Raw genomic sequence first — 15,546 nt, 5'->3', positions numbered from 1 at the left:
GCATGGAACTGCTGACACAGGACGAATACACATCCATCGCCGCAGGGCTGGACCTGCCCACTGGGGCCTTCATCGACGGTGGCTATCGACCCGCGATCTCGGGCCAGACATTTGAGACCGCGAACCCCGCAACCGGCGCGAAACTGACAGATATCGCCTCTTGCGACGCAGCGGATGTAGATTTTGCCGTCGAAAAAGCGCGCGAGGCGTTTGACGATGGGCGGTGGTCGAAGCTTCACCCGTCCGAGCGCAAGGACGTGCTGATCCGTCTGTGCAAACTGATGACGCGCAACGCCCGTGAACTGGCGGTGATGGAGAGCATCGACAGCGGTAAGACCATCTATGACTGCGAAACCGTGGACGTGCCCGAGACGATCCACTGCCTGAAATGGCATGCCGAGGCGATCGACAAGATCTATGATCAGGTCTCACCCGCCAGCGACGATCACATCGCCATGGTGGTGCGTGAGCCGATTGGCGTCGTGGGTCTGGTGCTGCCCTGGAACTTTCCCTTGCTGATGCTGGCGTGGAAGATCGGGCCTGCCTTGGCGGCGGGCTGTTCGGTGGTGGTGAAACCGGCGGCTGAAACGACGCTGACCGCCCTGCGACTGGCCGAACTGGCGATGGAAGCCGGGGTGCCGCGCGGTGTGCTGAATATCGTTCCGGGTGGCGGCGCGGAAGTGGGAGAGCCCATCGGACGGCATATGGATATCGACATGGTGTCTTTCACCGGCTCGACCGTCACCGGCAAGCGGTTCCTGACCTATTCGGCGGAAAGCAACGCCAAAGAGGTCGTGCTTGAGATGGGCGGCAAGAACCCCGCCATCGTGATGGATGATGCCGAAAATCTGGACCGTGTGGCCGCTCATATCGTCAATGGCGCGTTCTGGAATATGGGCGAGAACTGCTCGGCCTCGTCCCGCCTGATCGTGCATAAGGACGTGAAGGCCGAACTGCTGGACCGCATCGCCCATCACGCGAAACAGTGGAATATCGGCAACCCTCTGAACCCGGAAACCCGCATGGGCGCACTGGTCAGCGAGGGGCACTACTCCAAGGTCTGCGGCTATCTGGAACAGGCTGAAAACGTGGTGATCGGCGGCACCGCCAAGGACGGGTTTGTCGAGGCCACGGTGGTCGAGGTGCCCGGCAACGACGCGATGCTGGCGCGCGAAGAGATCTTTGGCCCGGTGCTGTCGGTGATCGAGGTGTCCGGTTTCGATGAGGCCATCAAGATCGCCAATGACACCGAGTACGGCCTGTGCGCCTCGATCTTCACGGCCAATGTCAAACGCGCCATTCGCGGCGCGCGGGCGATCCGGGCGGGCACGGTCACGGTGAACAGCTTTGGCGAGGGTGACATAACCACGCCCTTCGGCGGCTACAAGCAATCAGGCTTTGGCGGGCGCGATAATTCCGTTCACGCGCATGATCAATACACCCAGCTCAAAACCATCTGGATTGATCTGGCCGATGACGCGGATGAGGCGGTGGATTGAGCAGCTACACCGCCCGCACCCTGCCCCGGCACCGTGGGCCTGCGGCGTGGAGCGTCCTTCTTGGCGATCCCCCGCCCGCGCGGGAACTGGACACCCAAATTACCGCCGATTTCACCATCATCGGCGCCGGGTTTGCCGGGTTGTCAGCGGCGCGGCGGCTGACCCAATTGCAGCCCGACGCCAAGATCGTGGTGCTGGAAGCCGGGCGTGTCGCCGAGGGGGCTGCGGGGCGGAACTCGGGCTTTATGATCGACCTGCCGCATGATCTGGCCTCGGATGATTATGCGGGCGCGGGCGATGACCGGACGATGATCGCGCTGAACCGGCAGGCCATCGGTTTTGCGCGTGAGGCCGTCGCGCAATACCAAATCGACCCGAACTATTTCGACCCGGCGGGCAAGGTAAACGGCGCGGTCAGCGCAGCTGGTCACGCACACAATGAAAGCTACGCGCAGCATCTGGCCTCACTAGGCGAGACCAGTGAAATGCTGGACCCACAGCAGATGCATGAGTTGACCGGGTCTCGCCACTATCGCTCGGGGCTGTACACGCCGGGGACGGCGATGCTGCAACCGGCGGGCTATGTGCGCGGCTTGGCGGCGGGGCTGGTCGGAGATGGGGTCGCGGTGTTTGAAAACTCAGCCGTCACCGGGTTCGCGAAGCAGGGCAGCGCGTGGCAGGTGCAAACGGCCCGCGGGTCGGTCAGCACGGGCACGGTGATCCTGACGGTGAACGGTCATCTTGAAGGTTTCGGGATCGAGACCGACCGGCTGATGCAACTGTTCCTCTTTGCCGCCATGACGCCCGAGTTGGACGCCGAGCAGATGGCCCATATCGGCGGGCAGTCACGCTGGGGTGTGACCCCGTCCGACCCGATGGGAACCACGATGCGTAGGATTGATAGCGGTCAGGGCGGCAACCGGATCGTTACCCGCACCTGCGCCGCGCTGCGCCCCGGTATGGCGGCGAAAGCGCGCGATCTAAACCGGGCCGCCCGCGTCATGCAAGGCAAGTTCGATCAGCGGTTTCCGCAGTTGGCGGGTCTGCAAATGCAATACCAATGGGCTGGTCATCTGTGCCTGAGCCTCAACGGTGTATCCGTCGCGCGCGAGATTGAACCCGGTGTCTATTCCGGCTGCGTCCAGAATGGGCTAGGCACCGCGCGCGGGACGCTTACCGGGATTGCGGCAGCCGAACGGGCCTGCGGACACAGCTCGGACATCACCCGTCATTTTGAGGCGGAACAGCCCCCGAAACGCCTGCCGCCTCAACCCTTCCGAGAACTGGGCGCGAATGCGGTGTTGCGGTGGAAAGAATGGAAGGCACGGAAAGAGTGATTACGGCAAGCTCAGCTTCGCCATACGCCCACCGTCAACCGTATAGATCTGGCCGGTGATGAAGCTGGCCTCGTCCGACGCCAGAAACGCGACCAACGCCGCAACCTCGGCGGGTTGGCCAGTGCGTGCGACGGGATGGATGCGTTTGATATCCTCGGAAAACCCCTCGGGGTCAGGCATCGAGGCGATGAAATCCACGTTCAGTTCCGTGTCGATCCAACCGGGTGCAACGGCATTGCAGCGAATGCCCTCGGCCCCGTGATCCACGGCAACGGCGCGGGTCAAACCATGCAGCCCGGCCTTTGAGGCGCAATAGGCGGCGTGGCCAGGATTGCTACCCAAACCCTCGATCGAGCCGATATTGACGATGCTGCCCCCTTCCTTTCGCAAATGCGGCAGCGCGGCTTTGATCAGCAGAAACGGCGCGGTCAGATTGACGGTCAGAGTGCGCTGCCAATCCTCAAGGCTCATTTCATCAACGTGGGCCTCCTGCATCATGCCTGCGTTGTTGATCAGGATATCCAGCCGCCCCGCCCTGTCGACGACCTGATCGACCACGGCTTGCGGGCTGTTCGGGTCGCTGAAATCGGCCTCGAGCCCATTGGCATCCGCGCCGCGCTGCGCGGTGAACACCTGCGCGCCCTCATCCAGCAAACGCTGGGCAATGGCGCGCCCGATCCCGCTGCGCCCGCCTGTCACCAAGGCGGTTTTTCCTTCAAAACGGGTCATGCGACGGGTTTGCCTCCGTTCACTTCCAATAAGGCCCCGCAGATATATCGCGCCGCATCCGAGACCAGAAACATCACCACATCCGCAATGTCCTCGGGCTCGGCGATGCGGCCCAGCGGGACGGTCTGGCCCAACTCGGCAACGGCGCTGTCGGGATCGAAACCGCGTTTTTCAAAGCCCGAGCGCAACATCGGCGTGTTCACCTCATTCGGACAAACCGCGTTGATGCGGATACCCTGATGAGCATGATCCATCCCCATACATTGCGTCAGCGAGGCAATGGCGGCCTTGGTCATACAATAGACAGCGTGGTTCGGGCCGGGGCGCAAACCCCAGCAAGACGCAGTGTTCACGATGGCCCCGCCCCCCGCTGCAGCCATGATCGGAATGGCAGCACGGCAGATGCGGAACGGGGCCTCGACATTCACGCCCAGCGACAGCACCCAATCCGGGTCCGTCGTCTCGGTCACGGCCCCGCGCGTGATGACACCTGCGTTATTGATCACGATGTCCAACCCGCCCAGCGCATCCGAGGCGGCGTGCGGCAGCGTGTCGGCATAAGATGCGTCAAGCAGGTCTCCGGGCAAGTGGGCGTCGGCAGCGATCCCGGCCACGTCGCGGTCAGCCACGGCAACCTGTGCCCCGGCGGCGCGCAAGCGTTGCACGATGGCGGCTCCGATCCCGCCGGCGGCCCCGGTCACAAGGGCGGTTTTTCCTGTCAGGTCCATAGTACCTCTGGTTTGAAAAAGCCCACCCGAGGGGACGGGCGGGCGAGTTTCGGGGGAGATGATTTCAGTAGCTTTGATTCAACTCGTCAGCGGCCGGGATTTCGCGTTCGCGCCGGGCGATATAGTCCAACAGGGCTTCATCCTTCGCCTCGTCCAGTTTCGGTTCCTGATATTCGTCCAGCAGAGTTTTGGCGCGATTCAGGGCGCGTTCCGTAACCTCGATGCTGCCTTCGGCCTGCCACTGCTCGATCGAGTTGTTGTCGAACAGTTCGGGCATGAAAAAGGCGCTTTGAAAATTGTCCTGCGTGTGCGGGTGGCCGAGGTAATGCCCGCCGGGGCCAACATCCGGCACAGCCGCCAAAGCCTGATCGAAATCACCCCACTTCGGCCCCTCGGCCATACGATAGGCCATGGCGCATTGTTCGGCATCGACGATGAACTTGGCCACGGAACAGTGCATCCCGGCCTCATTCCAGCCCGCCGAATGCCAGATATAGTTGGCCCCCGCATGGATCACCGCTTGCAAAGTAGTAGCGGATTCGTATCCGGCCTGCGCGTCAAAGGTCTTGGCCCCGCCCAGTGTGTTCGAGGTCCGCCACGGCACCCCGTAATGCCGCGCCATCTGGCCGATCATGAAATTCATCAGGCTGATCTCGGGTGTGCCCGCCATCGGCGCGCCGGATTTCATCGAAACGGTTGACAGGTAATGCCCGTAGATTGCGGGCGCGCCCTTACGAATGACTTGCGTATAAGCCAGCGCGCTTAACGCCTCGGCGTTCAACTGCGCCACGGTGGCGGGAACGCTGGCAGGCGTGTTTGCGCCGCCCAAGACGAAGGGCGAACACAGAACCGGCTGATTGCGACGGCAGAATGCCCGCATCGCGCCTAACATCGTCTCATCCCAGACCAGTGGCGAGTTGCCGTTGCAATTGCCGGTCGTGACGGGGTGATCCTCAAGATAGTCTTCGCCGAACAGAATGGCGCACATCTCCATCACGTCCTCGGCGTTTTTGGGGCTGGTGGTCATGCCCATGAAAGTCTTGTCGGAATGTTTCATCGACGAATAGGTGATCCGCAGATGGCGCTGGCTGATCGGGTGGTCATAGGGTTCGACGATGTGGTGCGCGCTGGAATGCAACGCAGGCAACATATGCGACAATTTGTGAAACATCGCCAAATCGTCCAGCGTCGGATTGCGGCGCACATCATTGAGATCGCGCAAAAACGGCGCCCCGGTCATTGGCACAAAGATCGAATGCGGTCCGCCCAAGCGCACATTCTTTTGCGGATCGCGCGCGTGATAGGTGAAATCGCTTGGGATCGAGGAAATCAGCTGACGCACCAACCCGCGGTCCAGATAGACCAGCTCTCCTTCGACCTTGGCCCCAACCCGTTTCCAATCCTCTAACGCGATAGGGTCGCGAAACTGAACACCCACATTTTCCAGAATGTCCATCGAGGCCGCATCGATACGGTCTACTTGCGCACCATCCATAACTTCGCACAAGGGAATGCCTCGGGTCAGGCCAGGCAGCATGTCAAAGTTCGGCGCGGTGCGCAGGGCGCGACGGGCCTGACGGCCTCCGGCGCGGGTTGCGGTGCGAATGTTCATTGGGCGGTCCTCCGATCTTGTGGTCCAGATTGAGGGATTCGGAGGCGTCCTACGTCACTGATTGCGAAACCTGTTTGCAGGAAACGACACAGATGCCTGCTTTGAATACCGTCACCCCGGGCGTCCGTGCGGGGCCGCAAGCCGGTTGATCGGTTTGTCCAATCGCTTTCAAAAAACCTGAGAACACTGGTTTTCTTGCACGGATGTCCTGATACTGACATGAACCAAACTCATGCGAATGCATCACTCAAGGTCCCTGCGATTATGTCCAGACGTCACTACAACCTACCCCCGCTGACAACGCTTGCCGCTTTCGAAGCCGCCGCGCGGCATCTGAGTTTCAAGGATGCGGCAGAAGAGCTATCGGTGACGCCCGGTGCTGTCAGTCACCAGATCAAGGCGTTGGAAGGCGATTTGGAAACGGCCCTTTTCCAACGCAAGCATCGCGGGGTTGAACTGACAGAAGACGGAAAAGCCTTGTTCGAGGCACTGTCATCTTCATTTTCCAACATCTCAAAGACTCTGGCCACAATTCGTGGTCGCGTGTCGGTGGGTAAGGTCACTGTCGGATCCACGACCGCCGTAGCAGCCCTGTGGCTGTCGCCGGCTGTGATCCGATTCTGGCGCGAGATGCCCGAGGTCAACGTGGATCAAATTGCGCAGGACAGACCATTCCGTGACCGGCCGGATATCGACTTTTTCATACGCTATGGTCGCGATAGTGACCCGAGCCTATCGCATACACCATTGTTTCGCGACCACTTGACCCCCGTGGCGAGCCCTGAACTGGCCCGGAAACTGACCGGCGCCGATCTGGAACAGCTTGCCGCGCAGCGCCTGATTCATCTTGAATCGGATGACCGCAGTTGGACCACGTGGCCCGAATGGTTCCAGCAGCTTGGCTACCCCGGTAAAATCCCGATCGTATCCCGCGTGAACAGCTATTCGGTCGCGTTGCAGCTGGCGCGCAAAGGGGCGGGCCTGGTGCTTGGTTGGCAGCGCCTTATTCAACCCATGCTGCAATCGGGAAAACTGGTGACCCTTGGGCCGCATCACCTGACCGCGCCTAACCAATTCTACCTTGTAGGGCGGCCGGATGACGAACTGTCTGAAAGCGCACGCGCGTTGAAAAACTGGATTCTTCAAGAGGTACGGGATGGTTCGGTTTAGGTGAAGTCACCCAGTGATGAGGTTTTCTGGTATTGAGAAAAGGCAGGCCCTTCCGCCAAAACGGATGAAACGCATCCAGCAATACCCTCAGGAGAGCCCGATGAACAAATATAGCCCGCTGTCCTCGGTTCTGGCCGATGTGAATGTGGCCAACGGTCTGCCGAACGAGCATTACATCGACCCGGTCGTCTTTGCCGAGGAACGCAAGTCCGTCTTATATGCGAACTGGTCAGGGATCGGGTTCGGCAAGGACGTTCCCGAGGAAGGCGATGCCAAACCGGTCGATTTTCTGGGCATGCCCCTGTTGATCGTGCGCGACCGGGATGGTGAAATCGGTGTATTCCAGAACACATGTCGCCACAGGGGCATGATACTGGTCGACACCCCCCGCAAGATCGGCGGCGCGATCCGCTGCCCCTACCACAGCTGGTGCTACAGCCTGAAAGGCGAGCTACGCGCGACACCCCATGTGGGCGGCCCCGGCCACAACACACACAAGGATGTTGACCGCAAAGATCTGGGTCTTGTCCGCGTCCGCTCGTATGTCTGGCGTGACGTGATTTTTGTTAACGTGGACGGCAACGCCCCCGCATTCGAGGACGCCCACGCCGCGCTAATGGAACGTTGGAAAGAGTTCGACAAACCGGTGCATCACGGTGGCGAGACCTCCTCGTTCAAGCTTGAGGTCAAGACCAACTGGAAGCTGGCAGTCGAAAACTATTGCGAAAGCTATCACCTGCCTTGGGTTCACCCCGGCCTGAACAGCTATTCCCGGCTGGAAGACCATTACAATATCGAAGAGCGCGGGCATTACTCGGGTCAGGGCACATTGGTCTATCGACAGCTGACCGACCAAGACGGCGCTACCTTTGATGATTTTGACGGCCTGAGCGACAAATGGAATGAGGGCGCGGAATATGTGGCGCTGTACCCGAATGTCCTGCTGGGCGTGCAGCGCGACCACGCCTTCGCAATTGTGCTGGAGCCGGTCGACCAGGAAAATACGGTCGAACACATCGAGCTCTACTATGCGAAAAGCATCGACGAGACACCACAGCACGACGGCCTGCGCGCCTCGAATGCGCAACTGTGGAAGACCGTATTCGAAGAAGACGTCTTCGTGGTCGAAGGGATGCAGAAAGGCCGCCACGGCGTGCTGTTCGACGGAGGTCGTTTTTCGCCCGCGATGGACGGTCCGACCCATAACTTCCACCATTGGGTTGCCTCGCAGATCGAAAACGGTCGCGCAGAGTAAGATAGCGGGCTGGTCGGCTTTTTGCTGATCGGCCCTGATGGAGACCCGATGGACAAGACCGATCTGGATCGCCTGCTGCTTGAAGCCCATGATCACAACGATCATGGCGCCCTCATTCGCTATTATACGATGGCCGCAGACGAACGCGAAGCGGTGCAGGATATCGACGCGGCCTGTTTCTATCTGACCCATGCCTTTGTGTTCGCTCTGGAATCCGGCGCGCCTGAGGCAAAGACCCTGAACGCACGACTGGCCGCCTACGGGCGCGCTCATCGGTTGGAATTCTGAGGTTAGCGTCAAGTTAAACTCGCTCAACTCAACTTGAAATTTATGTCCGTTGTCCGCGCAACACCCTTGGTGACACAAAGCGCGAAGAACCCAACTTGGATATGGCAGGCTCATGAAAACGAATGCACAGGCGGTGGTAATTGGCGGCGGGGTGATCGGGTGTTCTATCCTGTATCATCTGACCAAATTAGGGTGGTCAGATGTGGTGCTGCTGGAACGGGACGAGTTGACCTCGGGCTCAACCTGGCACGCGGCGGCGAACATCCACGGGCTGCATGACAGCACCAATATCAGCCGTATTCAGCACTATACCATGACCCTGTACAAAGAGCTTGAGGCCGAAACAGGCCAGAGCTGCGGCGTGTTCCAGCCCGGCTCGCTCTATCTGGCGCAGACCCAAGAGCGCGAGCATCAGCTTCGCCTGCAGGCGGCCAAGGCCAAGCTCTATGGCATGAATTTCTATGAGATAAGCATTGAAGAGGCCCAACGCCTGAACCCTCTGGTCAACTATGACGGCATCCGCTGCGTGATGTTCGAACCCGATGGCGGCAATGTGGACCCGTCGGGCGTGACCAATGCCTATGCGGTGGGCGCGCGCCAGCGCGGGGCCGAGATTCATCGTTTCACTCCGGTTACGGCAACCGATCAGCAAGAGGATGGCAGCTGGATCGTGCGCACGCCCAAGGGTGACATCAAAACGCCCTGGGTGGTGAATGCCGCCGGTCTGTGGGGCCGCGAAGTGGCGCGGCTGGCGGGAATCGAGCTGCCTCTGCAGCCCACCGAACACCAGTATTTCGTGACCGAAGCGATGGCAGACGTGCAGGCGCATGGCACCCGCCTGCCCTCGGTCAGTGATCGGGATGGAGAATATTATCTGCGGCAAGAGGGCAACGGCCTGCTGGTCGGTGCTTATGAGAAAGACATGAAATTCTGGGCCGAAGACGGCACGCCGCTGGATTTTGCCCATGACCTGTTCCCCGACGATCTTGAGCGGATCGAAGAGAACATGATGAACGCCATCGAGCGCCTGCCTGCCGTAGGTGAGGCCGGGATCAAGCGTGTCATCAACGGCCCGATGATCTGGTCGCCGGATTCGAATGTCTTGATGGGGCCGGTGCCCGAGGTTGATGGCTATTTCTGCTGCAACGGCATCATCCCCGGCTTTTCGCAATCCGGTGGCATGGGCCTTATGGCCGCGCAGTGGATCATCGAAGGCGAAACCCAATACGACATGTTCGCCTGGGATATGGCCCGGTTCGACACATGGGCGACAAAGGAATTCACCAAAACCAAGGTGCGCGACCAATACGCCCACCGCTTTGCAATCCACTTCCCGAACGAGGAGCGCAGCGCAGGCCGCCCTGCCCGCGTGCGCCCGATCTATGAGACCCAAAAGGCCATGGGTGCGGTATTCGGCCTGAATGTCGGCTGGGAACATCCGCTTTGGTTCGCGGATGAGCCGGGCACGGTGGATACCAACGGCTTTACCCGCCAGAACTGGTGGGGACCTGTGGGCGAAGAATGCAGGATGCTGCGCGAGCGGGCGGGCATCATCGATATCTCGAACTTTGCCAAATATATCTGCAAAGGTCCCGGCGCGGCGGATTGGCTGAATGCGGTCTTCGCCAACACCATGCCCAAGGCGGTTGGCCGGTCTTGCTTGACGCCACTGATCTCGAAACGCGGGGGCATTGCCGGGGACTTTACTGTCACCCGCGTGACCGAGGACGAATTCTGGATCATCGGCTCGGGCATGGCCGAGCGATATCACAAGCGTTTCTTCAAGCAGGTTCCGCTGCCCAAAGGCACCACATTCGACAGCCACACCGAAGCCATGTGCGGCTTCAACGTCGCCGGTCCGAAATCGCGTGAGATCCTGCAACGCCTGACTAACACATCGTTGGCGACTGAGGACTTCCCGTTCATGCGATCGGCCAGAATCGAGATGGCCGGGATCAAGGTTCTGGCCCTCCGCGTGTCCTTCACCGGTGACTTGGGGTGGGAGTTGCATTGCAAGACCGAAGATCAGGCGCAGCTTTATGAGGCGCTGCTGAAAGCTGGCAAAGAGTTCGGTGCAGGCCCCGTGGGCAGTCGCGCATTGATGTCGCTGCGGGTCGAAAAAGGCTATGGGTCATGGAGCCGCGAATACAGCCCCGAATACTGGCCGCACGAAGTTGGGCTGGATCGTTTGTGCAAGTTCGACAAAGACTTCCTGAACAAGGAGGCCGCGCAAAAGGTTCTTGAAAACCCTGCCCGAGAGCAGCTGATCCTGCTGCATCTGGATGAGGTCGACGTGACCGCGTCCAATGCCGACGCAACCGGTGGTGAGCCGATCTTCAAGGACGGAAAAGGGATCGGCCGTGTGACCTCGGGCACTTATGGCTACACGGTCGGCATGTCACTGGCGCTTGGGTATGTCAAAAACGCTCAACCCGGTGATGAGGTCGAAGTGATGGTGCTGGGCCGGCCGCACAAGGCCACCATCCTGCAAGAGCCTCCGTTCGATGCAAAAGGTGAAAAACTGCGCGCCTGATTGAACCGTGATCTACCCCTGACCCTACGAGACCCTATCCACGCGCCCTGCCCTGCCTATATCCTTCACATACCATCTGGATCGTTTTGGGAGGGGCGGGGCGCGTGGAACATAAGACCGACATGCTGATTATTGGTGCCGGGTTCTCGGGGCTGATCATGGCGATTGAGGCCCGTAAGCGCGGGATAACCGATATCGCGATCCTTGAAAAAGCGGGCGATATCGGCGGCACATGGCGTGAAAACACCTATCCCGGCGTTGCCTGCGATGTGCCTTCGCATCTTTATTCAATGGCCACTCATCTGAACCCTGACTGGAGCCGCGCATACGCAGGCGGGGCGGAAATCCAGGCTTATCTGCGTAGGGTCGCACAAGACGAGGACTTGTACGATCTTTGCCATTTTCATCAACAGCTTAAGTCCGCGCGGTGGGACGGAGCCCAATGGCAGGTTGAAACCGAAGACGGGCAGCATTGGTCGTCGCGGATATTGGTTTCCGCCATAGGCGCACTGCACGTGCCCAGCATTCCAGACATCCCCGGCGCGGACAGTTTTACCGGGCCAAGTTTCCACTCTGCCCAGTGGAATCACGACGTCTCTTTGTCGGGTAAACGTATCGCGGTGATCGGCACCGGAGCCTCCACAGTCCAATTCGTCCCCGAGATCGCGAAAATGGCGGGGCATGTTACAATCTACCAACGCAGCGCCCCATATGTTCTGCCGCGCCCGGATGGCCCAATCGCGCCATGGGTCCGCAGGCTGTATCAGCGTGTTCCCATGTTACCCAAATTGCGCCGCAAGCTGATCTACATGGTGTTCGAATACCGCCACCGGGTATTTCGCGGAGAAAAAGGCGCTGTGAACTTTGCCATGAAGATGTGGCGCTCTGCCATGGAAAAGGCGATCAGTGACCCGGACGAGCGCGCCAAGCTCACGCCCGACTACCAAATTGGCTGCAAGCGTATCCTCAGCTCGAACGACTGGTATCCAACTCTTGCGCGTTCCAACGTGTCTGTTGTGCCGCAGGGCGTGACCTCAATCGAGGGCGATCAGATCACGGCTGCGGATGGATCCCAATCACAGGCCGATATACTGATCTGGGGCACCGGCTTTCACGTCACCGATATGGTCGAATACCTGAATATCTCGGGCGACGACGGTGTAAGCCTACGCGACGCATGGGCTGACGGAATGAAAGCCAATCTGGGCACTGCGATTGCAGGCTTCCCGAACTTCTTCATTCTGCTTGGGCCCCATACGGGATTGGGGCACAATTCTGTGGTACTGATGATCGAAGCACAGGTTCGCCATATCGGCCGCGTTTTGGACGAAATGCAGCGCGACGGTCTGCAGGTTGTAACGCCCGACCCCGAAAAACAGGCAGCCTTCACTCAAGAGATGCAGAACCGGCACACGGACAGCGTTTGGCAGGCGGGCGGATGTACGTCATGGTATCAGGACGCCAAAGGCCGCAACACCACGCTATGGCCCGGCACTGTATCCGAATTTGAAAAGCGTATGGCGCGCTCCGGGTTAGAACATTACCAACCCCTTCCTTCCCAACACGCGGAGAATTGAGATGAACGTAATTCTGATCCTTGTCCTTCTGATCGCCGCATTTTTCGTGGTCATGAATGTCTGGACCCGAAAACTGACCCGCGACGGGCTTGTCCGTGTTCCTCAACTGGGTCAGATCACTCCTGTGCGTGGAGGCAATATCCACTATGTCGAAAAAGGCGACCCTTCCAAACAGACGCTTGTGCTGATTCATGGCCTCGGTGGGCAGCTGCAACACTATACTTATGCGATGGTCGACCTGCTGGCCGATGATTACCACGTCCTCGCTGTGGACCGCCCCGGCTGCGGCTACTCGACCCGCGATACTGCTGAACTGGGCCGACTACCGGAACAGGGCCGCATGATACAGGCGTTTCTGGACAACAAAGGCGTGTCTGATGCAATCCTTGTTGGGCATTCGCTCGGGGGGGCGGTCTCATTGGCCATGGCATTGGACTATCCTGAAAAAACAAAAGCATTGGCCCTGCTGGCCCCGCTGACACAGGTGATGCCCGGGCCGCCCGCTGTGTTTAAACCGCTAGAGATCCGCACCCAATGGCTGCGCACCTTTATCGGCAACACCATTGCCGTTCCAATTGCCGCAAAAACTGCCCCACATACACTTAGCGCGGTGTTTGATCCCGAACCGGCACCCAGTGATTTTCTCGACCGCGCTGGTGGGGCTTTGGGCCTGCGCGCTTCGGCATTCATAACCGCCTCGCAGGACATTGTCGGCATTGACGAAAGCCTTGAGGGACAAGTGGCCCGCTACGGTGACCTCAAAACCCCCGGAGGCATCCTGTATGGCGCACAGGACGCGATCCTTTCACCCGAGGCACATGGCGCTCCGATGGCTCAATTCGGCCTGGCCGAAGAGCGGCTTGAGGGGCTGGGTCACATGATCCCGATAACCGCACCCGACACCTGCGCCGACTTCATTCGCCGCATAGCGAAAAGCACAGCGGAAGCGGATAACTCCGATACCGGAACGACGTGAGACTGGGTTAAAAAAGAATCTCGCACCGGGGCCATTTCCCTCTTGACCCTCTTGGGCCCCTCGCTTAAATCGCCTCTCACTCATGGCGGAGTAGCTCAGTTGGTTAGAGCAGCGGAATCATAATCCGCGTGTCGGGGGTTCAAGTCCCTCCTCCGCTACCACCAAACCCCCCAGCTTTTTGGAACGATTTGATACCAAGGCGCTAAGGCGGCCCTTCACCTCGACTGGCACGCCGTCTTTCTCGGTTGGAGACACAACGATCTCCGAAATCAAGCCGCGCACCGCGTCACGCGCTTTTGGGTTCGGATTGCCGTCATGTGCCTGCATGGAAGAGATCATTTCATCCAGTGCAGTGACATACCTGGATGCTGTCGCTGGATTGAATTCGAGCGCCTTCTCCTTCTCGTCAAAGCTGGCCAATACGTCCGTGACAACCGAAACGCGTTGTTTGGCCTCAGTCAACTTTGCCTCTCCTTCAACTCCTTCAAGAATTCCCATCTCGAAAAGTTCAATACGGCGCGATAGCAGCTTGTTAGCTTCTGCTACCGCGCGTTCGAGCTTCTTCCTGTCCGGTTTGTCCGCTGCGTTGAGTTTGCGACGTTCTTCATTGTAGGTGCGGATGAACTCATCGATGTAGGTTGGCTCAGACAACTCCTTTCGCAGTTCGGTCAGCAGAGCGCTCTCGATCTTGTCGAGGCGAACCTTCCCGTTATTGTTGCAGGAGCCACTCTCTTTGGCCGTTGAGCAACGGATGCGGATGGTATTGCCGTTTCTGTCATGAATCGACATGCCGCCACCGCAGCACCCGCATTTGATCAGCCCCGAGAACGGGCGCACAGGGTTTCGGGTCGATTTTCCCGATCGCTTGGCCGCAGACTGCGTGGCCAAACGCCGCTGAACTGCGTCCCAAAGTTCCTCTTCGACAATACGAAGGTGCGGAACTTCCGCAAATTTCCAGTCTTTGACCGGCTTTTCACGGCTGACCCTTTTGCCTGTTGTCGGGTTTCGTACCATTTTGACGCGATCCCAAACGAGTATGCCAGCATAAAGGGAATTTCTGAGAATACCGTAGCCGCGCTTGCCGTTTCCATTCAGCGTTGACGCGTTCCACTTCGTCCCACGAGGCGGTAACTCACCGCGAGCGTTGAGATCATGAGCAATATCTCGCGGGGAGGCTCCTTCTGCGTAGGCCTTATAGATTTGGCAAATAACTTCCGCTTCGTGTGCCTTGACCTGGAGCTCCCCGGGTTTTCCCGCAATAGGTGAGTAACCATAAGCCTTACCGCCGGCACTCAAACCTTTGGCTATGTTGCCTGACATTCCGCGATGCACTTTTTCACGCAGATCTTTGAGGAAAACCGTACCGACGAAGCCGCGAAGGCCAATCTGGAGTTCCGACTGTACCCCCTCGCTGGCTGAAATGATTTCGACGCCAGCGTAGCTAAGCAGTTTATGCACCTTATGAAGATCACCTGCGTCCCGGCTGATCCGATCAACACACTCCACGACCAGTGCATCAATTTCCCCCGCACTCGCCGCTTCGAGAAGATTAGCAAAACCAACTCGCCCAATCAGAGTCTCAGAGGTTTTGGCCCTGTCTTCGAATGTCCGGACCTCCCTATAGCCTTCACTTGTCAGGTAGCGTCGGCAGAGCTCCACCTGATCTTCAATGGAGCGCTCCGACTGGAGCGTGGTCGAATAGCGGGCGTAGATCGCAGCGCGGCGTTGCATTCTCTCGAGTTCCTCGCGTCTTGTTGTGCTGCCGCCCGGGCCAATTCCCGGACGAGCTCAAGCAAACCAACATCTGGCGTCGGGTTTTGCTTTGCTGCTGGGGACTTGGTG

At 59.2% G+C, this 15,546-nt stretch carries 12 protein-coding genes and 1 tRNA gene; 9 read left to right on the top strand and 4 right to left on the bottom strand.

What is annotated here, in order from left to right; all coding sequences use genetic code 11:
• The first annotated feature begins 2 nt into the window (after positions 1-2).
• Positions 3-1,499 carry an aldehyde dehydrogenase gene (locus tag ACR0DX_RS06635; protein WP_170353318.1) on the top strand — a complete coding sequence of 499 codons (1,497 nt, stop codon included), beginning with the start codon at positions 3-5 and terminating at the stop codon, positions 1,497-1,499.
• A complete protein-coding gene (locus tag ACR0DX_RS06630) occupies positions 1,496-2,836 on the top strand; it encodes an NAD(P)/FAD-dependent oxidoreductase (RefSeq protein ID WP_170353319.1) in 1,341 nt (446 codons plus the stop codon). Before ACR0DX_RS06635 ends, ACR0DX_RS06630 begins: the two co-directional genes overlap by 4 nt.
• Here ACR0DX_RS06630 and ACR0DX_RS06625 read toward each other — a convergent pair whose 3' ends face one another.
• The 3 genes from ACR0DX_RS06625 to ACR0DX_RS06615 form a co-directional block, all read right to left on the bottom strand.
• The gene (locus ACR0DX_RS06625) at positions 2,837-3,565 is read right to left on the bottom strand and encodes an SDR family oxidoreductase (RefSeq protein WP_170353320.1); all 729 of its coding nucleotides are present in this window, start codon (positions 3,563-3,565) and stop codon (positions 2,837-2,839) included.
• Positions 3,562-4,293, bottom strand: coding sequence for an SDR family oxidoreductase (locus ACR0DX_RS06620; RefSeq protein WP_170353321.1), 732 nt, complete (start codon positions 4,291-4,293; stop codon positions 3,562-3,564). Before ACR0DX_RS06620 ends, ACR0DX_RS06625 begins: the two co-directional genes overlap by 4 nt.
• A 64-nt stretch (positions 4,294-4,357) precedes the next feature.
• A complete protein-coding gene (locus tag ACR0DX_RS06615) occupies positions 4,358-5,905 on the bottom strand; it encodes a trimethylamine methyltransferase family protein (protein ID WP_170353322.1) in 1,548 nt (515 codons plus the stop codon).
• Between the two features lie 264 nt (positions 5,906-6,169).
• On the opposite strand from ACR0DX_RS06615, the gene ACR0DX_RS06610 reads away from it, so the two are divergent.
• From ACR0DX_RS06610 to ACR0DX_RS06580, 7 genes are all read left to right on the top strand, one after another.
• Positions 6,170-7,075 carry a LysR substrate-binding domain-containing protein gene (locus ACR0DX_RS06610; RefSeq protein WP_480845589.1) on the top strand — a complete coding sequence of 302 codons (906 nt, stop codon included), beginning with the start codon at positions 6,170-6,172 and terminating at the stop codon, positions 7,073-7,075.
• 100 nt (positions 7,076-7,175) lie between these two features.
• Positions 7,176-8,330, top strand: coding sequence for an aromatic ring-hydroxylating oxygenase subunit alpha (locus ACR0DX_RS06605; protein ID WP_170353323.1), 1,155 nt, complete (start codon positions 7,176-7,178; stop codon positions 8,328-8,330).
• A gap of 48 nt (positions 8,331-8,378) precedes the next feature.
• Positions 8,379-8,618, top strand: coding sequence for a hypothetical protein (locus ACR0DX_RS06600; RefSeq protein WP_170353324.1), 240 nt, complete (start codon positions 8,379-8,381; stop codon positions 8,616-8,618).
• A 112-nt stretch (positions 8,619-8,730) separates the two neighbouring features.
• Positions 8,731-11,151 carry an FAD-dependent oxidoreductase gene (locus tag ACR0DX_RS06595; RefSeq protein WP_170353325.1) on the top strand — a complete coding sequence of 807 codons (2,421 nt, stop codon included), beginning with the start codon at positions 8,731-8,733 and terminating at the stop codon, positions 11,149-11,151.
• 104 nt (positions 11,152-11,255) lie between these two features.
• Complete coding sequence (locus tag ACR0DX_RS06590; protein ID WP_170353326.1) at positions 11,256-12,728, top strand: flavin-containing monooxygenase; 1,473 nt, start codon at positions 11,256-11,258, stop codon at positions 12,726-12,728.
• Position 12,729: 1 nt separating this feature from the next.
• Positions 12,730-13,704, top strand: coding sequence for an alpha/beta fold hydrolase (locus ACR0DX_RS06585; protein WP_170353327.1), 975 nt, complete (start codon positions 12,730-12,732; stop codon positions 13,702-13,704).
• 84 nt (positions 13,705-13,788) lie between these two features.
• A tRNA-Met gene (locus tag ACR0DX_RS06580) sits at positions 13,789-13,865 on the top strand.
• On the opposite strand, the gene ACR0DX_RS06575 is transcribed toward ACR0DX_RS06580, so the two are convergent.
• The gene (locus ACR0DX_RS06575) at positions 13,822-15,435 is read right to left on the bottom strand and encodes a recombinase family protein (RefSeq protein WP_170527244.1); all 1,614 of its coding nucleotides are present in this window, start codon (positions 15,433-15,435) and stop codon (positions 13,822-13,824) included. The genes ACR0DX_RS06580 and ACR0DX_RS06575 overlap by 44 nt on opposite strands.
• Between the last annotated feature and the right edge of the window lie 111 nt (positions 15,436-15,546).

It is taken from the genome of Ruegeria sp. D3 (genome assembly GCF_056534465.1).
This window is presented reverse-complemented; position numbering and strand designations above follow the sequence as displayed.

Excerpts from the sequence above, each read along its gene's own strand:
- ACR0DX_RS06635 (WP_170353318.1), top strand. The coding sequence starts at position 3 with ATGGAACTGCTGACACAGGACGAATACACATCCATCGCCGCAGGGCTG.
- ACR0DX_RS06585 (WP_170353327.1), top strand. The coding sequence starts at position 12,730 with ATGAACGTAATTCTGATCCTTGTCCTTCTGATCGCCGCATTTTTCGTG.
- ACR0DX_RS06605 (WP_170353323.1), top strand. The coding sequence starts at position 7,176 with ATGAACAAATATAGCCCGCTGTCCTCGGTTCTGGCCGATGTGAATGTG.
- ACR0DX_RS06615 (WP_170353322.1), bottom strand. The coding sequence starts at position 5,905 with ATGAACATTCGCACCGCAACCCGCGCCGGAGGCCGTCAGGCCCGTCGC.
- ACR0DX_RS06610 (WP_480845589.1), top strand. The coding sequence starts at position 6,170 with ATGTCCAGACGTCACTACAACCTACCCCCGCTGACAACGCTTGCCGCT.
- ACR0DX_RS06600 (WP_170353324.1), top strand. The coding sequence starts at position 8,379 with ATGGACAAGACCGATCTGGATCGCCTGCTGCTTGAAGCCCATGATCAC.
- ACR0DX_RS06625 (WP_170353320.1), bottom strand. The coding sequence starts at position 3,565 with ATGACCCGTTTTGAAGGAAAAACCGCCTTGGTGACAGGCGGGCGCAGC.
- ACR0DX_RS06595 (WP_170353325.1), top strand. The coding sequence starts at position 8,731 with ATGAAAACGAATGCACAGGCGGTGGTAATTGGCGGCGGGGTGATCGGG.
- ACR0DX_RS06575 (WP_170527244.1), bottom strand. The coding sequence starts at position 15,435 with ATGCAACGCCGCGCTGCGATCTACGCCCGCTATTCGACCACGCTCCAG.
- ACR0DX_RS06620 (WP_170353321.1), bottom strand. The coding sequence starts at position 4,293 with ATGGACCTGACAGGAAAAACCGCCCTTGTGACCGGGGCCGCCGGCGGG.